We start from the raw sequence: 20,794 nt of genomic DNA, 5'->3' as shown, positions 1-20,794 counted from the left end.
GGGTCTCGCCTTTAAGAATCATTTAGAACTGCTATATTACCCCTTTTTAATCGGATTGGGGGAATCGTAAATGTGGCATCAAAACAGTGAATTGGTATTACTCAACAATTCAAGTTCTTGACGGTTACTGCTGAGGGTTACTGGCTGAAGAAGCTCTACAGGGTTGTCCAGCCGAGTCAACAAAGTAGCAATTTCCAGCTCCAAAATTACTACTTACAGGAGCCTGAGAATTTTCAGGGGCTTGAATGCATAATTGACCGAGATCCACAGTTCTACCATCTTCAGTTTGTAGATAGCAAACTGGAATATCTATATTTGAAGCTGGCACGACTGGATATGGAGAATCTGGCTGTAAAGGAAGGCTCAAAGCTATACCCGGAAATAATGAAATGAGAGCAGTAGATACGGTAGCTGTTAAACGAAAGTATCTAAACATTGGGTTTTCTTAAGTTTTAATGGTTGAGTTGATGGGTGAAATATTAGATTAAAAACGGCTAAAAAACTTTGGTCAATCGCAAATTGGAAATCACTCATTACTGTTGCCAATATTTCATAATTCAATTTAGATTGCCATACCTACTTAGCGGGATAAATGTCAATTTTTTAGAGAACGGGTTCGGCAAGCGATGCAATAGGAGCGATCGCTCCTATTGCATCGCTTTATAGCCGAACTAATCCGGTTTGCATCAAGGCTTGGGTGGTGATGCCTACACCCAGGAGGGCAATCACTAATGCACTCACCGCAGGCAAAATCCTTACGATCCGCATCTGAATCGGTAGCCGATCGAAGAAGCGCTTGCTGTAAACGAGTAGCAATCCCAACCCCGTTAGCACGCCTGCGAGTCCTAAACTAAATGTCAACACCAGCATCAGTCCAAAGCCGATCCGTCCCAGAGCGATCGCGCTTAGCAGCAAAACCAAGGCTGAAGGACACGGCACCAAACCGCCTGAAATACCTAGGGCAAGCAGGTTACGCCAGGTAACGGGCGATCCATCCGCACCTGGGGGTAAGTGCGAGTGGTTGTGGTGAGAATGTTCGCCGTGGTGATGAGGTTCGTGAGGGTGATGGTGGTGATGAGGTTCGTGGTGATGAGAATCGTCGTGGTGATGATCGTGGTGATGAGGTTCGTGGCTGTGATGACGGTGGGAATGGCTCTGGGAAGCTGAAAAGCTAAGATGCTGATGTGCCGTCGCTGATTTGCCGCTTTTATGACTCCGCAGGCGGTTGATGAACAAGTTGAGACCGATCGCCACCACCATCAAACCGGAGAGGACACTGAGCCAGGGATATAACTGATCGGGCAGGATGTACTGTGAGGCGAACAGCGCGATCGCTCCCAAGGCAAACACGCCGGTAGTATGGGCGATTGTCGTCGCTAACCCTAAAAATAGGGCGTGTTTGGGGGTAGCATGGGAACCCACCAAGTACGCTCCCACAATCGTCTTGCCGTGACCGGGAGAGAGGGCGTGCATGGCACCCCACGCAAACGAGCCAGCCATCGCAATCAGCAAGCTTCCCCCGTTAAGCCACGCCAACCCAGGCGGCATTAATGAAAATGTCTGGTTTTTGGGGCTGAAGATAAAGTTTTGCACCTGTCCGGAATGCAGAATCGTTGCAAGGCAAGTGGCGGTTGGCACTCCAGGCAGAAATAGATTGTAGTGGATCTGGAGTCCTTGAACCGGCTGAGACCAGTTGTAGGTGAGCTGTAAGCTGCTGTGGGTGCCCGTGGTAACTTTCAAGTTTGGCGGTAGGGCGCTGGTCTCTGATGCGTTAATGGTTAGGGTAGCTTTTTGCTTCTGGTTATCGCTGAGGCGGATGCGATCGCTTAAGAATGTCTGCAACTGAGTTTGATGAGTGCGGACTTCATCGGGTGACAGCTGACTATCCTGGTTGTCATCTGCAAATGCCATCAACCCTGTGGGAAAGGTGAGTGTCATTTGAGTTTCAGTCTCACCCACCATAATCTCAGCTACTGACAAATCGGCCCAGTGAGAGTAACTGGGGGTAGCAGTAGCGAACCAAAGTAATATAGCTCCCAAAAACGACAGCAGGCTCAGCGTGCCGTATCGACGCCACTTTGCGTTCATTGATTCACCTCGGTTGCAGAATTTGAGTTGAGTTCCAGCGCTCGCTGTGTCTGTTCGTCAAAAGTCGGGTCGATTTCTTCAGCTTTTTGGAAATAAGCGATCGCTTGGGAATTATTCCCTAATGCCTGCTCAATCGTGCCTGCGCGAGCGAAAATTGCCGCGTCACGAGTGCCTCGCCCTAGCGCTTCGGCAACGACCTGTTGAGCTTCCCGCCAGCGTTCCGAACGGCAAAGCGCCCAAGCTAGAGTATCCAGTGTCTCGGCATCGCGGCGGATAGCGACTTCTGCCTGCATTAGGGAAAGCGCTTCGGGCAAGTCCTCGGAACGCCCCCGTTCCAGTAACAGGCGTGCCAGTTCGCGCCGGTGCCCAAAAGAAGTGATATTTTGATGCTGGCGGATTAACGCTTCGGCTTTGCCCCATAACTCCTGAGCGCCTGACTCGTCGCCCTGCAAATGCTTCACCCGTGCCATGCCCTGCAAGGCAACGTGATCGAATACATTCTGGTAGGTTGGGGAAACGAAGACCTGGGAGTAATGACGCTCCGCTGCTCGATACTGTCCGAGTCGAGTCTCTAATTCTGCCAGATTGACTAAAGCCAAGGGATATCGCGGCAGGATGCGTAAAACTTCCTGGTAAAGTTCTTTGGCAAGTTGATGGTTGCCTCGCTGGAAGTAAAACCGACCCAGCAACGTCCGCGTCCAAGCAGAACTACCTGTCTCGCCCGGTTCTTCAGCAGCTAGAGCTTGCTGGAAATCTTGAATAGCTGCTGCATCTTGACCTTGTGCAACTTTTACCAAAGCCCTAAGTGTCAAGGAGCCTAACGTGGGAATTTTATCTACTAAAGCATTCGCGACACGGTTGGCTTCATCCACCTTGCCCATTGCCAAGTTTGATGTAACCAGCAGCGAGAGTGCATCTTCATTTCCAGACTCGGTTTGCAGTACCTGTTTTGCCAAGCGAATCGCTTCTGTGAAGTCATGTTTCGCTTCCGCAATCCGAGCCAGCACCAAAATAGCACCTTGATTATCAAAGGATAAATTAGCGAGCGATCGCTTTGCCGACTGCTCCGCCATAAGATACCAATTAGCATCCCCCGTCGCCCGCGCCATCTTCAAATAGGCTTTGGCTAAGGAGGTTCGATCCAGCCCATCCCCTGGATTTCGCCGAATCCGTTCCTGATAGAAAGCGATTTCCCGTCCCAAAGCAGCGGTGATATTGTCTGAGGGTGACTGGGAAAAGGGATAGCGATAAGGAGCGTCGAGTTCAGCACTGGGATTCCACAAACGCCAGCCTCCCAAAACTCCGGCAATCGGTAGCGCCACTAAGAACGGTATCCACCAACGCTTCAGCACAAGACGCCCACTCAACCCACCTTTCAAGTTTTCGGATTTGTAATACTCAGCACGTTTCATGCTTCTGTCTCTAAGCTCGGTTAACCTCTCCCCCAACCCGTCCCTTAGTAGCTACCGTGTACCCACATCTTTAATTGGCAAAACGTTGATTGATCCCCCTAAATCCCCGCGCTATCGCGCCGCTACGCTAGAAAAAAGGGGAACTTTGACTTGATTGCCCCCCTTTTTAAGGGGGGTTGGGGGGATCAAAACGGGACTTGCAAGTTCACCGTAGACTAGGGAAGGGGGTTAGGGGGTTAGGTCTTCGATCCGCAATACTTTACGCAGTTCATCACTCCTGACCTAGTTGGGGAGAGCCAAATAGGGGAATGCGGGTTGTAACGGCTTGTGTCCTTGTGCTGGATTACCCGGTGCGCCGTCGTAGGACACGTTATCACTCGTAACCTTCCCCTCGGTGACGACGCTTAAGGTGATGTCGATGACATCATCTTTTATCAAGCGACCCCGAATCGGGCTACCTTTGGCATTCAGGGCGTTGGCGTATCCGCTGGGTCCCCTAGTGTCGATTCGCATCACGTCTGGCAAAAAGGCACCCAATAAGGCGTTCGCTCGTTGCTCGGTATTCCCAAAAGCTAGCAGCGTCTTTTTCGCTTCCCCGACGATTGGCCCAGCGATATTCGCAGCCGGTTGTTGACCCGCCAGAGCAGCAGCTTCAAAACCAGGACTAACGGTGTTTAGGGCGTTCAGGAAGTCGTTTGTGACGACTAGACCCTCGTTGATCGCCGGTCGAGCTAGTCGCTCAAACTGAGTAAATTTGCCGTTTGCTCCGGGCACTGAAATGGTTTCCCAGACATCAAAAGTCGTTGCGGAGGTTGAGCCTTGTAAGAATTTAATCGGTACCCGGACTGCGATCGCGTTGACGTTGTATCCTTTGGTAAAATCAACAGCCTGTTCGGGCGGACGGAACCCAGAAACTGCGGGACCGATGCCAAGAAAAGCAGCGCGAACCCGAAAATATTGCTCAACGTCGAAGAAGAATGGATCTTCCCGCAGTCCAGCAAATACGGCTAAGTTAGCGCCACCGCCGGATACCTGATTAACAATTGGCGGCGCACTGGGGTTAGGATTTAGCGGCGTGGTGCGGAGGTTCTTGGTTTGGAGAACAATTGCACCGTCCCGGATGGCGGTCATCGTAATGGTTTGTTGGCGATTCGCATCCGGTGGGCTAAAGGTGAATTGCAGAACCACATCTTCCTTACCCGTGGGAGTGGCATCATTATTATTCACCCGCGACACTTTGAACTCGTACTTCGCTCTGGTACTGAAGTAATACTGCTGACGCGCTAGCGATCGCGGGTTCGTATTCATAATCAAGACCAGATCGTTTTGAGACGCATTCGGGTTCTGATCTTTTTCCCGGAATACAAACAGGTCAGTTAAATTAAGGTTGCGTCCCTTGGTATCTACCTCACCATCATCATGGTCAGAAGCTTTGAGATAGAGAGGTGTCATCCCAGCGATCAAAGCTAATCCTAAAACAAGTACGCCCAATCCGATTGGGTTTCTTAAACCAAAGCGACGCGAAGGTTTTTTAGGGGAAGTCGCAATTTTGTTGAGAGGATCCGCAGTTTCTTTCACAGGAACACAAGTTTTTTGCTTCATTTCAGTTTTTCCTAAAGATGTATCCATTCAGTCACTTATTGGTGCGGAATGGGAATGTTTATCTTCTTTTGAATCGCTAGGCTTAAAAGAAGTACGACTCAGAGCTAGTTATGGATTCTTCCGAAAGTTAAAAATCAATCTCTAACTTGTTTTGGCAATTCTATTACCACTAGATTTTCGCTCTTTCCCTTACCTCTGCATTGAGAAAATCGCGATTATTCAGAAATACAGTGATAAAACAAATCCCTGTTGGTTTATTGGCGTCCCACCAACAAAGGCACGATTGCACCTTTCTTCAATAACCAACCAGAAAATGCTGGGAACTCAGCTAGTGATTTTTTGTTTTCTTCTATTCTTTTTTAGCTGAGAAACTGCTCCTAAAGTACCCAAAGCTAAAATGCCTAATGTTGCAGACGGTTCGGGAATGCTTGCCGTGCTACTTTCAGCACTAGTTGTAACTCCGGTTAGTGCGATCGCGTATCTTCCACTGGTAGCGCTCGTACCTGTAAAGCCGCTCAAGGAAAAGTTTCCACCCGAACCCGTCGGTTCTAGAACTCCATCCGCTCCAGCCGAGAAAATTTTCCCAGAGGCACTTACCGGATCGTAACCAGAGCTAGCAATCGCTAAATAGTAAATACCAGATTGAGCGGGAGAAAACCCACCTGAGGATAAAACTGATTGTGAATTTAAGCCAGGAATATCATCATTCCCATAAATACCCTTACCAGCCGCATCAAACAAGAATAACTGCGGATCTTCAAGCAGCTCGGTCGGGGTACCTAAAACATTATCAACTGGGAGTCCTACCAGCGTATCCAGGCTAATTGTTGTCGCCGAGAATGTCTGTCCTCCGGTCAGAAAAATCTGGAATAAGTCAGCATCATTATCAGAAAGTGTCCCAGTAATAAACTCTAGTATTTGCGACCCTGATGGGATAATTTTTGCTGTATTTAGAGTCTTCCCAGCATCACTTTTCTCTGTGAATGTGGCAGCTTGGGCATGAGCTGATGATAACCCTGTAACCAGTACGGATATGGCGGTTATCTGCGCTAGTTTTTTCATTGGCGGCTTCTACCTCAGTGGAATTGGAAGGATTCCCTTTTTGATTTCTTGACTAAAAAAGATACGGCGATGGATTGGTTATGGATTGTTTTACAGCTCAATATATGTCTCAAGATAGAGAATGAAACTAGAAGCGCGAGTCAAAGAAAAGCAAAATCCAGCAGGCATTTCTTGTTCTTGGTTCTGAAAAACGCCTTGGATATTTCTGTTGAGCCTGTAACTTGACTCATCTGTAAATTTGCTTTAAAAATCTATCTCGTGATAGATACCAACAAATAATTAGGCAGCAAGATTAGTGAAAAATGGGGAACACATTTGCCCAATTGAAAAGAAAGCGATCGCAAGTGCAACACTCACATCACCCGCCGTTGCATAACACCGATGAGCGATCGCCCCTGCTATCAGAGAGTCGTGGGATGTCAGATGGATAATTGTTACAGTGGTTAAAATCTGGTGTAACTATCGTCGCGTACTCTCATTTTGTCCCGTAAAAAATCCCGCAATCAAATCCAAAGCAGCCAAAAGGCGCATCCCCTCAAGCGTCTGATTGACTATGGACGCAACTATCGTGCCCAAATTTGGCAGGCGACAGTTTGCTCAATTCTCAATAAAATCTTTGACTTAGCCCCACCCGCCTTGATCGGTGCAGCGGTGGATGTGGTGGTGAAGCAACAAGACTCAGCGATCGCTCAATTTGGCGTCAAAGATGTTTTTTGGCAACTCCTGATCCTAAGCTTCCTCAGCTTCATTATCTGGGGGCTGGAATCTATCTTTGAGTACGCCTATGCCCTGCTTTGGCGCAATCTCGCCCAGGATATTGAACACGACTTGCGCCTGGATGCCTACAGCCATATCCAAGAACTGGAACTGGCTTATTTTGAAGAGCGCAGCACTGGCGGTTTGATGTCTATCCTGAATGACGATATCAATCAGCTGGAACGCTTTTTAGATCGGGGAGCGAATGAAATCCTCCAAGTAGCGACAACGGTGGTAATTATTGGCGGTGCCTTCTTTATTTTGGCTCCCAGCGTGGCTTGGATGGCGATGCTGCCGATGCCGTTTATTCTGTGGGGTTCGATTGTCTTTCAGCATCGCCTTGCCCCCCGTTATGCTGAGATTCGGGAAAAAGTCAGTCTGCTCAACAGTCGCCTCTCGAATAATTTGAGCGGGATGACGACGATTAAAAGCTTTGTCACGGAAGACTATGAAGCGAGCAGGATGGCAGTCGAAAGTGAGGCTTATCGACAAAGTAACCGGAGAGCGATCGCCCTTTCGTCTGCTTTTGTCCCTTTGATTCGCATCATTATTTTAGTCGGATTCACGGCAACACTGTTAATCGGCGGGATGGACGCCGCTGCTGGTAGATTGTCTGTGGGCACTTACAGTGTATTGGTATTTCTAACCCAGCGGTTGCTCTGGCCTTTGACGAGATTGGGAGAAACGCTCGATCAATATCAACGGGCAATGGCTTCTACAAATCGGGTGATGAATCTGCTGGATACACCGATTGCGATTCATTCGGGACACATTTCCTTACCCGTCGCTTCAGTGCGGGGTGAAATGGAATTAAAAGATGTCACTTTTGCCTACAATGGGCGAAATCCAGTCATTCAAAATCTCTCTTTACACATTCCCGCAGGTAAAACAATCGCCATTGTCGGTTCTACTGGATCGGGCAAGAGTACCTTAGTGAAACTGTTGCTGAGGTTGTACGAAATTCAGTCTGGAACCATTACACTCGATGGGATTGATTTACGCGATTTGAAATTAAGAGATTTGCGTTCCTGTATTGGTTTAGTCAGTCAGGATGTCTTCTTATTTCACGGTACGGTGAAAGAAAATATCGCCTACGGGAGTCCTGACGCGACTGAAGCTGAGGTAATAGAAGCGGCTAAAATTGGCGAAGCTCAAGACTTTATCATGCAACTTCCCCAAGGCTACGACACGATTGTCGGTGAGCGGGGACAAAAGTTGTCAGGTGGGCAAAGACAGCGGATTGCGATCGCGCGTGCCGTTTTGAAAGATCCGCCGATTCTGATTCTGGATGAAGCCACCTCCGCCGTAGACAATGAGACAGAAGCCGCCATTCAGCGATCGCTAGAACGAATTACCGTCAATCGCACCACGATAGCGATCGCTCATCGCCTCTCCACCGTCCGCAATGCTGATTGTATCTATGTGATGGAACAAGGCTTCTTAGTAGAGCAAGGACGACACGAACAACTATTAGAAGACCAAGGAATTTATGCCAGCCTTTGGAAAGTGCAGACAGGCATCAAAAACGGCAAAAATTAGCAATTAGATTTAAAATAAATTGCACTAAATTAAGCTTTCTGCTGGGTTTCACTATCGTTCAACCCAACGCTCTACAGCGGTTGCTAAACATCCAAAACTCGGATGAGCCGCCGGTGCTAATTAAACCTAGCACCGAGACTTTTTAGGTTTCTGCGCTGCTGCTCCGTTAACCCAATTCCTTTTCCAAAATTGCAATCTTCTACCACCGCACCTGACCATATTGTCTCATTAAGAGTTGCACCCCTCAAATCCGCATTTCTCAAATCTGCTCCAGTGAAATTGGCAAATAAAAGGTCGGCTTCTAATAAACTGCTTCCTCTCAAATTTGCCCCTGATAAATCACCCCGGATGAAGTTAACGCCATCTAACTTCAAGTTAGATAAATCCGCTCCCCTAAGATTCGGGAACTTCACGCGACTTGTATCTCTAAAAAAATGCATTACGCAAGCTACATTTGCTTCTGTTAATGGCATTTTAGTTAAAAAATCAGCATAACGCGCTATCCCCAAGTCTTTGAGACTCTGCAAACGTTTTTGGGGATTTTGTGCCAGAAATTGAGTGCAAATAAAAAGAAGGTCTTGCGTTGGGGAGTTCAGCATGGCTTCAGATAAAGGAATCTTAAAATTAAACATCTCTGACTTTAGGCAGACAGTTCCACTAACTTTAGGATGATTCCAGAAAAGAAATTTTCCTTCTCACGGTATAAGATGCAGCGGATTCCTCGTGCAAAAATTAGAAATATGAACACACTTGAACGTCTCGAAAATCTCAACCACATCCGCAGACTTAGCCGCCTGATGGATAATGCAATCCGAATCCCAGGCATCGGCTTTCGTATTGGTTTAGACCCAATTATTGGTCTGATTCCAGGTGCCGGAGATATCATCAGCACCGGGTTTTCGGCTTACATCATCTATTTAGCCGCCCGCTTCGGCTTACCGCGTGAAATCCTACAAAAGATGATATTTAATATTGCCTTAGAAGCCACAGTCGGCTCGGTGCCTTTGGTGGGAGACTTGTTCGATGCATACTACAAGTCAAATATCCGTAACTTGGCGCTTTTAGAGCAACATCTTCAGGTAGCTGAACCCGAACTGAATGAAGTTACCCCTCTTCAGACTGTAACGAGCATCAATTGATAGTAACGAAGCCGGAAGGAAGCGCTTCCTTCCGGCTAAAAAGCCATTTAGACTATCGTTCAATCTTGACAGAAAGAATTTTGTCTCCCTGACGAATCGCATTGACTACATTCATGTCTTCAGTTTTACCAAAAACTGTGTGTTGTCCGTCTAAATGGGGTTGAGGAGCGTGACAGATAAAGAATTGGCTTCCACCCGTATTGCGCCCCGCATGAGCCATTGATAAACTTCCTGCCTGATGCTTATTAGGGTTAATTTCACAGTTGATTTTGTAACCTGGGCCGCCCGTTCCAGTTCCCTGTGGACAGCCACCCTGAATCATAAAGTTAGGGATGACTCGGTGGAAATTAAGACCGTCGTAAAACCCTTTTTCAGATAAGTCAACAAAATTTTTCACCGTGTTCGGTGCATCTTTGTCAAACAGCTCCAAATTGATTGTGCCTTTGTCGGTTTCCATAATCGCGCGAGTCATAGTTTCTCCTTTTCTAATCCCTTCGGATGATTGATTGATGTGGCTAGGAATATGCCACAAACAAACTATATTAGAACAAAAACACTCTATCTTTACTTTATCTAATTTTAAAACTGTAATCCTTTGACGCTGCTACAGATTTATTGTTCTGACGCATCTAGCTCGAAGCATATAGCACAAGTGGTACGCTCTATGCGAGCGTCACCTAGCCATCAAAAGCTTTTGTATAATAAGTTTATTTATCACCTGCTTAGGTAGCTTAGGGTCATGGTAGGCACTGGAACCAAGCTCACACTACAAGACTTTCTGGCTTTGCCAGAAGGGGATGTAATCTATGAATTTATAGATGGTCAGGTAGTGCCTAAAGTGTCTCCAAAATACTTTCATTCAACTGTACAGTTTGCTTTGATGGTTCTGATTCGTGCCTGGTGCAAAGGGCGTGGACGAGTTGTTCAAGAGTGGGCGGTGCTGTTGAAACGGAATGGTCAGGATTGGGCACCTGTACCTGATGTAACGTACATCTCTTATGAACGGCTACCCGCTAGTTGGAAGCGTAACGAAGCCTGTCCTGTGGCTCCTGAACTGGCAATTGAGATAATGTCTCCAGACCAAACTATAAAAGAATTTGAAGACAAGGCTAAGGACTACTTTGATACTGGGGTGTTACGAGTTTGGATTGTAGATCCTGAAGCCATAAGTATTAGAGTCTTTTCTCCAGATAAAACAAGTCAACTCTACACTGATAGCACACCAATTATAGATTCATTATTTCCTGGATTGGAAATCACACCAAAACAGGTTTTTGAAGAAGCAGAAGTACTTTAATTTTAAGTAGCGATCGCTAAACTAAGAAATATTGCTTATTTCGGGCTTTGCCATCAGTTTTTTAAATAGCGCTGAAGCTGCCTCAATACTTTGGTTATCCTCTAAAAATCTGAAAGCAGAAGCAGCTAAATAAGACGGATTTTGCTCAAAAGCAATCCAACGCCGTTGCAAAGCCTCAGCCGCCGCGCCAGTCGTATTCGAGCCAGCAAAAATATCGAGGACTGTATCTCCTGGATCGGTGAGGAAGTTAATAAAAAACATCGGCAGTTTTTGAGGAAAACGCGCCGGATGTGCAGCAATTCCAACGGCTTTGCAAAGTTGAATGTATCGAGAATTGCTTTCAGTATTAGGGATTTGCAACAAGTTGGAAGGTATAGCACCGCCGTTATTAGTAGCAAAACCCGATCCAATATCGTGACCTGAAGGGCGTGCTTTGGGTTTATAGTATTTTTCAGGATTCTCGTGTAGCTTTTTCATTCGTTCCGAATAAGGAACTAAAACGTTACTCACATTCGCTTTAGGATAGTCAGTTTTTGATAGCCACCAGACAGTATTGACAGAATCCTTCGCGCGGATCTTACGTTTATTCACCCATTCAATCGGCGAAGGTAACTTAGAAGGGTTGTGCCAAAAAAACTCCTCAGCTAAGCGAAAATCTAGCTCATCGCAGAGTTTAATTAAAATCCGGTAATTGTAGAGCGATCGCACTGGACGTTTACTTTGATAAGCACCACCCAGATCGATGACAAAACTTCCCTGCGGTGATAATACGCGATGCACTTTTCGACAGAAGGCAAATAGCCAATCGATATAGGCTTCTTGCTCAACATTTCCATAACTCTTTTCGCGTAGCAAAGCAAATGGAGGAGAGGTCATTACTAGATCGATTGAGTCAGATTCAAGGCAATCTAGCAATTCAAGCGAGTTACCAATATAGGCAGCGCCGTAATTTGTAGCGTACAAAGGTTTCTTTAGATTCATCGCTGCCATTTTTCACGAATACTTTCAAAACAAATTGTATAATTAAATCAATTATCAGCAAATACAAGCTCTTTATAGCTTGTATTACGTTATAAATAACATAGGCGTAAAGTAAGAGGTCACAATATGAACAGAGATAATCCAAAAAAGGGAAATAATCAGGAGAAAAATATTGCCTCTCCTTCACCTAGCGAACCAAAACAGGTTCCTCACACGATTGATATAGATGGGAAGCGTCCAATCGCGCCAGATAATATTCAGATTGAAGACACTCTTGACGTAGATGGACACCGACCGATTACCTCTAGTAATCTTCAGTTTGAGGACACCCTTGACGTAGATGGACACCGACCGATTGATCCAAGCGATATTCAGGTTCGTGAAACCGTGGACATTGATGGAAAGCGCCCAATTACTTCAAATGATTTCCAAGTTCAGGGAACTGTTGACGTAGATGGGCACCGTCCAATCGGCTCTAGCAATCTTCAGATTGATGAGACAATGCATATAGCTGGAAACCGCCCAGTTGCTTCAAATAATCCGGACGCTCTTGATATTACAAACGATTACATGGATTAGCCTTTATAGGCTTATTTTTACCCTTTTCATCTACGGTGCTGCATTAAAAGCCATCTGCCAGAAATCCTGCTCTAATTCAGCCACCTTTAAAAAGGCTTCTTCGGCTTGATGCTGAACGGTTTCCGATGCAGTTTGCAGCACTTCATCTGCTTGCTGTTCCAAGAGTTTTACATATTCCGTAAAACCTGGATTTCCCCAGCGGTCGGCAAACTCAGCATAGGGATCTGGCATGACTCCTGGTAATTGCCAACCTTGATTGTAAGCAAGCTCAATTGCCCATAGTGCAGTCGCTTGAACTGGGTGTGGCATTGCCGAAAGACTGTGCATATAATCACAGTATTTTGTGCAAGTTGGTTGTTTTTGGGTATTGAGATTCAATTGTCGCTCAGAGGCTTTTGCTTTGAACCAGTTGAGTTCATCTTTCAGTGCGACTAATCCACCCAGAATGACATCAAAATGAGCGGGTGGTGCAACTGCCAAAATTTGTGCCACCATCCGCGTGAACTCTACTACAAAAAGATAATCTTGTACCAGCCAGGTGTTAAATTGCTGCGGCTGAATAGTTCCTAATTTGCACTGCACTAGGAAAGGATGCACCGTTGCTTGGTGCCAAACTTGAGTATGTTTTTGAAGAAGTTGTTGACAGCTTAAGGTCATCTCTATTTTAGATTGTGGATTAGCAGTTGATTGAGATGTTGAGTATTAATACTTAAGTTTAGTGGGTTTTAGCGCTCGCCTTTTTGTTTAATTTCTTAACTTTAGACCGAGCTAATTTTCAGACTTTAGAGAGAGTTATTCTCCACGGTTTTTTATCCACATTGAGTATAGAGCGTTAACGATACAACGTTACAAAACTATAAGCAAAAGTGTACTTAGAACGCAACCTCTCATAGAGGTAGTCTTTCGACTTTGAAGGCGTAAATACCATGTTTCAAAGTGTAAAAATGATGCTGGATTTGTCCAGCACACAATTTTGTCTTGCCAAAGTTCCAGTGGCTCCGAGTGGGATTCAAGCCGGGAATACCCCCATAAAAGAGGCAACACTTGTTTTTTCAAGCCCACAGTTTTTTGTTGCCTTGATTGCCGGAGTATTGATGGCGTTTGCTTTCCAATTTTTGTTAACCAATTTCTCAATTGCTGCTGGGATTTCATCCGCAGAGAATCCCTTAGATGCGGATGATGATGATACAGAGACTTGGGGCGAAAAAGTTCGTAGCATTGAATCTAAGGTAGGAATTTGGACATTATTGACGGTCAATATTGCCATATTCATTGCTTGTTTTCTGGCGGTGAAGCTGACTCTGATTAGCAGCGTCATTTTGGGTGCAATCACTGGCGTCGTGATTTGGTCAGCTTATTTTTTGCTGCTCCTTTGGGTGAGTTCTACGGCGGTGGGTTCCTTAGTTGGTTCGGTCGTGAACACTGCGGGTTCAGGGATGCAAGGGGTGATGGCTACAGCCAGCACTGCGCTTGGTGGGAGTGCGATAAATAGGCAGATTGTTTCTACTGCTGAAGCATCCGCCGCCGCCGTTCGCCGGGAATTGAGTTCGTCTCTCGATGCGGATAGCTTGCGAGAAACAATTAAGGATTACTTTACAGATTTGCAACTGCCAAAGCTAGACATCAATAAGGTTCGCAGCGACTTAGAAAAGTTACTTAGCGATGTTGATGTGAAATCTATTGCGGGGAATGACGTTTTACGCAATGTCAATCGCCAGACTTTTGTGGATCTAGTGAGTAGCCGTAGTGATTTCTCTAAGCAGGATGTTAATCGGATTGCGGAGCAATTGGAAGTTGTTTGGCAGAAGGTATTAGGTCAACAACAGGGAACAGAAAAACCAACGGAAACAGATCCGCAGGTTGAATTACTCAACTTTCTGAAACAAGCCGCTCCAGAGGAGTTGAAATCTAATGAGCTTTCTGCCAAGCTTTCTCAACTTGTTGGAGTTGGACAAGGCAAATCAGAGCGCAGTCATGGCAATGGCTTGATGGAACACTCCATGCAGTTGGGTGTAACTGCGTTACTGGGAGAAGTCATGAAGCGAACGGATCTCTCCGATTTAGATGTGGAAAAAATTTCCAGCCAGTTGCAACATTTGAAAGAGCAAGCAACTGAACAAGCTAAAACGGTTGGGACAAAAGTTGCCGATAAGGTGCCTGCGCCATCTTTTAGCACGATTAAGGCGGATGTAGAAAACTACTTGCTAAATTCCAAACCTTGGCACTTGAACCGAGAAACGATTAAGCAGGAATTTAGAGAAGTTATTTACGATTCGGATGCAGCTCCTGGAAAAGTTCGGCAGCAGATAGAGCAATTGAATCGGGACTATTTTGTGAGGGTGTTGGAAGCACGGGGTACTTTCACCTCCGAGCAAGTCGCGGATATTGCCGAGCAGATGGATAGTATTCGGCAGGAAGTTTTTGAAACCGTCCAGGGTGCGGAATCTCAAGAACAGTCGCAAGACCTTCGCGATCGCGTCGAACATTATCTGCACTCGACGGGGAAGGAAGAACTAAACCCAGAAGGCATTGAGCGCGATTTCAAAGCACTTCTAGAAGATCCGGATGCTGGAATTGATGCTTTAAGCGATCGCCTCTCGCAATTTGACCGCGATACTTTAGTGCAACTCCTCTCTCAACGGGAAGACTTTAGTCAAGAGGAAGCCGATCAACTAATCGGTCAGTTGGAAAGTACGCGCGATCGCGTCTTGTCTCAAGCTCAAGAATTGCAAGACCGCGCTAAATCTGAAGCGGAAGGACTGTGGCAAAGGGTAGAATCCTATCTGCGCGATACTCACAAAGAAGAACTGAATCCTGAAGACATCAAGCGAGAGTTGCAAACGCTTCTCAATGACCCTCAGGCAGGACTTGCCGCACTCCGGACGCGACTTTCTCACTTTGACCGCGATACGCTGGTGCAATTGCTCAAGGGACGCGGCGATCTGGGCGAAGAACAGATCGATGGCACAATCCATCAGATCGAATCGGTGCGAGATAGTATTCTACACGCACCGCAACAATTAGCTGGTCAAGCGAAGGATCGCTACGACCAATTGACGAACCAGATTGCTGAGTATCTGCGAAACACCAACCTGGAAGAACTCGATCCGCAAGGCATCCAGCAGGATTTGGCAAAACTCCTGAATGACCCGAAAGAGGGAAGTTTGGCCCTGAGAGAACGGCTGTCTCACGTCGATCGGGAAACCTTGGTGAAGCTGTTGAGTCAACGAGAAGACTTGAGCGAGGAGCAAGTCAATCGGGCAATCGATCGGGTGCAAGAGGCGATTCACAGCATTGTCAAAGCCCCGCGCCGCTTGGCAACCCGTGCCAGAGACACGGTTCGGAATTTCCAAACTGATTTGGAAGATTACCTGCGGAACACTGACAAAGAAGAACTCAACCCGGAAAGCATCAAACGAGAGTTGCAATTAATGCTGAGCGATCCACAAGCCGGGTGGAAGAATATTAGCGATCGCTTCTCTCATTTCGACCGTTCTACCTTTGTTGCACTCCTATCGCAACGGGAGGATATTTCCGAGGAAGAAGCCAACCGGATTGTCGATCAAATCGAATCGGTGCGCCATCAATTTGTCGAACAAGCGCAGAATGCCCAGCATAAAGTGCAATCGGTGCTTGACGGAGTTTTTGGCAAAATTCGCAATTACTTCAACTCCCTGGAGCGTCCAGAACTCAATTATGAGGGAATTAAGCGCGACTTCCGGAAACTCTTTGACGATCCGCAAGCTGGATTTGACGCGATGCGCGATCGCCTGAGTCAATTCGATCGGGACACGTTGGTGGCGCTGTTGAGTTCCCGTGAGGATATTTCCCAAGCGGATGCCAACCGACTCATCGACCAGATTGAAGGGGTGCGCGAGAGTACGATACACCGCGCTGAACGCTTCCAGCAGGAAACGAAACGACGCATCAAAGACCTCAAGCACAAAGCGAAGCAGCAAGCGGAGGAAACCCGAAAATCCGCTGCAACCGCTGCTTGGTGGCTCTTTGGAACCGCGCTAACTTCTGTCGCCACCGCAGCGATCGCTGGAGTCATCGCTGTATCCGGTTTCGCTTTCTTTAGCTAAAGCTTTAACGATTTCCAAGCAAATTAAGCCTCCTGAAAAGGAGGCTTTTTCTTATATTTTGCATCCGGCTCAATACTTTCTCTGGAAAAGCTTGAGATTTCCCAAGTCATCGCCGCCGGTTTGTTCGATTGATCAAACCGAGAGCGGCTGCCAAGAGAGCTGAGCCGATAATTGACCAGATAATCGGGAAGGATTTCCCTCCAATATTGAGGGCAAATATCACCGGAAGATTAAACTCTTTGGCTACCCACAATCCAATGTATGCACCGATAATCCCGACAATTATCGAGAGTAGACAGCCCCCTGCCGAGTAACCCACTAACGCTTGCCCAGTGCCGCCGCAGAATGCAGCAATGACCAACAATACCAGAAACTCGATCGGCGTCATTGTTCCTCCAGTACCGGAGTGATGGAACTGCTAATAGGTTCGCACAACTCGGTGCTTTTTCAGGAAAGTTGTGAATGAAGAGCAATGAAGGCGATCGCTCTCTAAAATCTCATTCATGGCTTGCTCCGACTCCAGCCAACCGGCAACTTCCAGATTTAAACTCAAGGGGAGCGCTTTTGTACCATAGATTTATTAGCCCATCCACTTGGATAACTTATAGTCATGGTAGGCACCGGAACCAAACTCACATTACAGGAATTTCTAGCTTTACCTGAAGGAGATGTAACCTATGAGTTTGTAGATGGTCAGGCAGTGCCTAAAGTGTCTCCTAAGCTTTTTCATTCTGTACTACAGTCAGCTTTGTGGGTTCTCATTGGTGCCTGGTGTAAAGGACGAGGACGAGTTGTTCAAGAATGGGCAGTGCTGTTGAAACGTCATGGTCAAGACTGGGCACCTATACCCGATTTGACTTACATTTCTTACCAACTCCTACCCGCCAGTTGGAAGCGGAACGAAGCTTGTCCTGTGCCTCCCGAACTGGTAATTGAGATTATTTCCCCAGACCAAACCCTGAAAGAATTTGAAAATAAAGCGAAAGACTACTTTGACGCTGGTATTTTAAGAGTCTGGGTTGTAGATCCTGAAGCGATGAATATCCGGGTATTTTTCCCAGATGGATCGAGTCAAGTCTACACAGCTACGATGCCCATTGTGGATACCCTGCTTCTAGGTTTGGAACTAACACCCAGACAGATTTTTGAACAAGCAGAACTGATTTAATGGTTCCACTGTTACAGATGCTATAGATGCGATCGCTCTCATGATGAATCACTACTTTGCCACAGTTGCCCGTGGTCTAGAACCTATTGCTGCTGCTGAACTGGAACGTTTAGGGGCAAAGGAAGTCCGTCCTGATTTCACTGGAGTGCATTTTGTTGGCGATAAAGCATTGCTATACCGGGTGAATCTCTGGGCAAGGACAATTTTTCGAGTCCTAGTCCCCATCCATGAATTTGCCTGCTATGACGCCCAGATGCTCTACCGGGAGGTGCAAAAAATCTCCTGGCTTGACTATCTACATCCCAACAACACCCTAGCTGTGGACTGTACAGGAGGCAATCAAAAACTTAACCACACCCACTTCACGGCTTTACAAGTTAAAAACGCCATCGTAGACCAACAGCGTGACAAATCCGGTCACAGGTCTAGCGTTGATACCGAAAATCCAGATGTGCGGATTAATGTCCACATCCATCAAGACCGTTGTATTTTAAGTTTAGACAGTTCGGGTACCAGTCTCCACCGCCGGGGATATCGACCCGCAATGGGGCTGGCTCCGCTTAAGGAGACTCTAGCGGCTTCTATCCTCGACATGGCAGAGTGGGATGCGAATCTTCCCTTTTTAGACCCGCTCTGTGGCTCTGGAACTCTTCCCTTAGAAGCCGCTTTAAAAGCTTTGAATATTGCCCCCGGATTATTTCGGGAAAAGTTTGGCTTTTTCAGCTGGCTGGACTTTGACGAACAGCTGTGGGACGAGATATGGGCGGAAGCCGAAAACAGCGAAATCTCAGACTTAAAAGCACCAATTTGGGGGAGCGACAAAGACCCTGATATCCTAAGCCAAGCTCACACGAATGCCCAACGGTGCGGCATTGCAGATAAGCTAACGTTTACGCAAACCGAATTATCCCAATTGGAAGCACCCGCAGACAGCGGCGTTCTCATCTGTAATCCCCCCTACGGAGAACGTCTGGGAGATGAGAGAGAATTGGGCGAACTCTACAAAATGCTCGGTGATGTTTTCAAACAACGCTTTAAAGGTTGGACTGCCTTTGTTTTGACCGGAAACAAAGAGTTATCAAAAAGAGTAGGACTCAAAACATCTCGTCGCATTCCTGTTTATAACGGTTCTTTAGCGTGTACGTTGCTCAAGTACGAATTGTATTAGAAATTAAAGCCAGCGGAAGAATCGAAAGCATTCATCTTTCTCCCCGATTCTGTTAAGACTCAATCTCAGCGAGTTCCATCCAGCGTTCAGTCGCAGCATCAATAGCCTGAGTTAAAGTTTCCACCTTTTGATAGAGTTCCCCAACTTGGGCGACTTTACCAGGAGCCGCATTATAAAGCGCTTTCTCTGCCTCAGCTTTTTCGGTTTCCAATTGAGCAATCTTGCTTTCAAGTTTCTCAAACTCGCGCTTTTCCCAAGTTGAAAGCCTACGCCGTTTGTTGTTATTGTTACTAGAGGGTTGTGGCTCTGCTGGACGTACTTGGGGCTGCACTGACTTTGAGCTATCCTTAGCATTGGCAGCTTCGCGCAATGCTGCTTCTTCTTCGGCTTTCTTGTAGTCCAAGTAAACTGAGTAATTGCCTGGATATTGGCGCAGATTGCCACCCTCTTCAAAGGAAAATATTTTGTCTACGGCGCGGTCGAGGAAGTAGCGATCGTGGGAGACACAAATCATACAGCCGGGGAAATCTTCTAGATAGTCTTCTAAGACCGCTAAGGTTTGAACATCTAAGTCATTGGTTGGTTCATCAAGGATGAGAACATTAGGCGCACTCATCAAAACGCGCAACAGAAATAGGCGACGTTTTTCCCCACCAGAAAGTTTATGAATCGGGGCATATTGTTGATTGCCAGGGAATAGAAAACGCTCCAACATTTGGGAAGCCGTAATCTGAGTGCCATCGGCAATTTTGAGATATTCTCCAACTTCTTTAATGTAGTCAATCACTCGCAAATTTTCATTCAATGCAACGAGTAATTCTTCAGAGTGTTGGTTAAAATAGCCAATGTGAATGGTAGAGCCAATCTCAACGCTTCCAGAATCAGGTTGAACGCGCCCGGTGATAATATCCATCAAAGTTGATTTGCCTGCACCATTGCCACCGATGATGCCGATACGATCTTCGGGACTAAATTCATAGGTGAAATCTTTGATTAAGGTGCGTCCATCGTAGGCTTTAGAGATATTCGTTAAATCAATAACTTTTTTGCCAATCCGACGGCTCAGAGTGGAAATATCGACTTTGCCCTGAGTTTGTTTGAACTCAGTTGCTTGCATCTCGTGGACACGATCGATCCGAGCTTTCTGCTTGGTACTCCGGGCTTTTGGTCCTCGCTTCAACCATTCCAATTCTCGGCGAAGTACTCCCTGATGTTTGCGCTGACTGCTGACAGCAGACTCTTCAGCGAGGGCTTTTTTCTCTAAATAGTAGGAATAGTTACCCGCGTAAGTGTAGAGGTCGCCTCGGTCGATTTCAAGAATTCGGTTGGTGACGCGATCGAGAAAATAGCGATCGTGAGTGATGAGTAGAATTGCTCCTCGATAGCGGTTCAAATAACTTTGTAACCACTCAACAGATAGAGCATCTAGATGGTTGGTTGGTTCATCCATCAACAACACTTCGGGTTCTGAAAGTAAAGCGGTTGCTAAAGCAATTCGCTTGCGATAGCCGCCGGATAGACTCGCAATTTTAGCGTTAAAATCTTCAATTCCAAGCTTGGTGAGGATGATTTTGGCATTTGTCTCCAGTTCCCAAGCACCCGTGGCATCCATCTGCTGCATGACGGTAGAAAAGCGGGACATGAGCTGGCTATCTTCTCGATTGTGAGCCAGTTTGTCTGACAGTTCCTCATATTCGCGGACGAGAGACATTTGCTCTCCGCTATCAGCAAAGACTTGCTCTAGAACCGTGAGATTTTCATCTAAGTCGGGTTGCTGGGGTAAGTAAACAATTCGCACTCCAGAATTGACTAAAAGTTGACCGCCATCAATCGGTTCTAGACCGGCTATCATCTTCAACAGCGTTGATTTTCCAGAGCCGTTGGTGCCGATTAGTCCGACTTTATCTGTGGGATCTAG

20 protein-coding genes are annotated in these 20,794 nt (G+C 46.6%); 8 read left to right on the top strand and 12 right to left on the bottom strand.

The window, feature by feature from the left end; all coding sequences use genetic code 11:
* Positions 1 to 124 precede the first annotated feature (124 nt).
* From H6F50_RS15400 to H6F50_RS15380, 5 genes are all read right to left on the bottom strand, one after another.
* The gene (locus H6F50_RS15400) at positions 125 to 436 is read right to left on the bottom strand and encodes a hypothetical protein (RefSeq protein ID WP_190429365.1); all 312 of its coding nucleotides are present in this window, start codon (positions 434 to 436) and stop codon (positions 125 to 127) included.
* Between the two features lie 224 nt (positions 437 to 660).
* Positions 661 to 2,088 carry a sulfite exporter TauE/SafE family protein gene (locus H6F50_RS15395; RefSeq protein ID WP_190429364.1) on the bottom strand — a complete coding sequence of 476 codons (1,428 nt, stop codon included), beginning with the start codon at positions 2,086 to 2,088 and terminating at the stop codon, positions 661 to 663.
* Entirely contained in the window at positions 2,085 to 3,500 is a 1,416-nt protein-coding gene (locus H6F50_RS15390; RefSeq protein WP_190429363.1) for a tetratricopeptide repeat protein, read from the bottom strand. Before H6F50_RS15390 ends, H6F50_RS15395 begins: the two co-directional genes overlap by 4 nt.
* A 282-nt stretch (positions 3,501 to 3,782) precedes the next feature.
* The gene (locus H6F50_RS15385) at positions 3,783 to 5,048 is read right to left on the bottom strand and encodes a DUF4331 domain-containing protein (RefSeq protein WP_347277170.1); all 1,266 of its coding nucleotides are present in this window, start codon (positions 5,046 to 5,048) and stop codon (positions 3,783 to 3,785) included.
* A 378-nt stretch (positions 5,049 to 5,426) separates the two neighbouring features.
* Positions 5,427 to 6,164 carry a DVUA0089 family protein gene (locus tag H6F50_RS15380; RefSeq protein WP_190429361.1) on the bottom strand — a complete coding sequence of 246 codons (738 nt, stop codon included), beginning with the start codon at positions 6,162 to 6,164 and terminating at the stop codon, positions 5,427 to 5,429.
* A gap of 302 nt (positions 6,165 to 6,466) precedes the next feature.
* On the opposite strand from H6F50_RS15380, the gene H6F50_RS27620 reads away from it, so the two are divergent.
* Together H6F50_RS27620 and H6F50_RS15375 are read left to right on the top strand one after the other, a co-directional pair.
* Complete coding sequence (locus tag H6F50_RS27620) at positions 6,467 to 6,595, top strand: hypothetical protein (protein WP_277879351.1); 129 nt, start codon at positions 6,467 to 6,469, stop codon at positions 6,593 to 6,595.
* A gap of 49 nt (positions 6,596 to 6,644) precedes the next feature.
* Complete coding sequence (locus H6F50_RS15375; protein WP_199292183.1) at positions 6,645 to 8,459, top strand: ABC transporter ATP-binding protein; 1,815 nt, start codon at positions 6,645 to 6,647, stop codon at positions 8,457 to 8,459.
* Between the two features lie 116 nt (positions 8,460 to 8,575).
* Here the strand turns inward: H6F50_RS15375 and H6F50_RS15370 are convergent, their stop codons facing one another.
* Complete coding sequence (locus tag H6F50_RS15370; RefSeq protein ID WP_190429368.1) at positions 8,576 to 9,058, bottom strand: pentapeptide repeat-containing protein; 483 nt, start codon at positions 9,056 to 9,058, stop codon at positions 8,576 to 8,578.
* Between the two features lie 141 nt (positions 9,059 to 9,199).
* Between H6F50_RS15370 and H6F50_RS15365 the strand changes: the two genes are divergently transcribed.
* A complete protein-coding gene (locus tag H6F50_RS15365; RefSeq protein ID WP_190411506.1) occupies positions 9,200 to 9,598 on the top strand; it encodes a DUF4112 domain-containing protein in 399 nt (132 codons plus the stop codon).
* A 52-nt stretch (positions 9,599 to 9,650) separates the two neighbouring features.
* Here the strand turns inward: H6F50_RS15365 and H6F50_RS15360 are convergent, their stop codons facing one another.
* Positions 9,651 to 10,070, bottom strand: a complete 420-nt coding sequence (locus H6F50_RS15360; RefSeq protein WP_190411505.1) for a peptidylprolyl isomerase — start codon at positions 10,068 to 10,070, stop codon at positions 9,651 to 9,653.
* A gap of 267 nt (positions 10,071 to 10,337) precedes the next feature.
* Between H6F50_RS15360 and H6F50_RS15355 the strand changes: the two genes are divergently transcribed.
* A complete protein-coding gene (locus H6F50_RS15355) occupies positions 10,338 to 10,895 on the top strand; it encodes a Uma2 family endonuclease (RefSeq protein WP_190429360.1) in 558 nt (185 codons plus the stop codon).
* Positions 10,896 to 10,916: 21 nt separating this feature from the next.
* Here H6F50_RS15355 and H6F50_RS15350 read toward each other — a convergent pair whose 3' ends face one another.
* Positions 10,917 to 11,876, bottom strand: coding sequence for a site-specific DNA-methyltransferase (locus tag H6F50_RS15350; protein WP_190429367.1), 960 nt, complete (start codon positions 11,874 to 11,876; stop codon positions 10,917 to 10,919).
* A gap of 126 nt (positions 11,877 to 12,002) precedes the next feature.
* Between H6F50_RS15350 and H6F50_RS15345 the strand changes: the two genes are divergently transcribed.
* On the top strand, positions 12,003 to 12,455 hold the full coding sequence (locus H6F50_RS15345; protein ID WP_190429359.1) for a hypothetical protein: 453 nt from the start codon (positions 12,003 to 12,005) through the stop codon (positions 12,453 to 12,455).
* Positions 12,456 to 12,485: 30 nt separating this feature from the next.
* On the opposite strand, the gene H6F50_RS15340 is transcribed toward H6F50_RS15345, so the two are convergent.
* Positions 12,486 to 13,112: a TenA family transcriptional regulator gene (locus H6F50_RS15340; RefSeq protein ID WP_190429358.1), complete on the bottom strand. Its 627-nt coding sequence runs from the start codon at positions 13,110 to 13,112 to the stop codon at positions 12,486 to 12,488.
* 269 nt (positions 13,113 to 13,381) lie between these two features.
* On the opposite strand from H6F50_RS15340, the gene H6F50_RS15335 reads away from it, so the two are divergent.
* Positions 13,382 to 16,540 (top strand): YrzE family protein, encoded by a 3,159-nt coding sequence (locus H6F50_RS15335; RefSeq protein WP_190429357.1) that lies wholly within the window; start codon positions 13,382 to 13,384, stop codon positions 16,538 to 16,540.
* Between the two features lie 106 nt (positions 16,541 to 16,646).
* Here H6F50_RS15335 and H6F50_RS15330 read toward each other — a convergent pair whose 3' ends face one another.
* Together H6F50_RS15330 and H6F50_RS27615 are read right to left on the bottom strand one after the other, a co-directional pair.
* The gene (locus H6F50_RS15330; protein WP_190429356.1) at positions 16,647 to 16,928 is read right to left on the bottom strand and encodes a hypothetical protein; all 282 of its coding nucleotides are present in this window, start codon (positions 16,926 to 16,928) and stop codon (positions 16,647 to 16,649) included.
* A 30-nt stretch (positions 16,929 to 16,958) separates the two neighbouring features.
* Positions 16,959 to 17,093: a hypothetical protein gene (locus H6F50_RS27615; protein WP_277879350.1), complete on the bottom strand. Its 135-nt coding sequence runs from the start codon at positions 17,091 to 17,093 to the stop codon at positions 16,959 to 16,961.
* A gap of 57 nt (positions 17,094 to 17,150) precedes the next feature.
* Between H6F50_RS27615 and H6F50_RS15325 the strand changes: the two genes are divergently transcribed.
* Positions 17,151 to 17,708 carry a Uma2 family endonuclease gene (locus H6F50_RS15325; RefSeq protein ID WP_190429355.1) on the top strand — a complete coding sequence of 186 codons (558 nt, stop codon included), beginning with the start codon at positions 17,151 to 17,153 and terminating at the stop codon, positions 17,706 to 17,708.
* A 43-nt stretch (positions 17,709 to 17,751) separates the two neighbouring features.
* Positions 17,752 to 18,876, top strand: coding sequence for a THUMP domain-containing protein (locus H6F50_RS15320; protein WP_190429366.1), 1,125 nt, complete (start codon positions 17,752 to 17,754; stop codon positions 18,874 to 18,876).
* 52 nt (positions 18,877 to 18,928) lie between these two features.
* On the opposite strand, the gene H6F50_RS15315 is transcribed toward H6F50_RS15320, so the two are convergent.
* Positions 18,929 to 20,794 (bottom strand): ABC-F family ATP-binding cassette domain-containing protein (locus H6F50_RS15315; protein ID WP_190429354.1); only part of this gene is annotated, 1,866 nt, incomplete at its 5' end.

Origin of the sequence: Coleofasciculus sp. FACHB-712 (genome assembly GCF_014695635.1) — a bacterium.
GTDB lineage: Bacteria > Cyanobacteriota > Cyanobacteriia > Cyanobacteriales > FACHB-T130 > FACHB-T130.
Note: the sequence above shows the minus strand (reverse complement) of the source record. Positions and strands in the feature narration are given on the sequence as shown.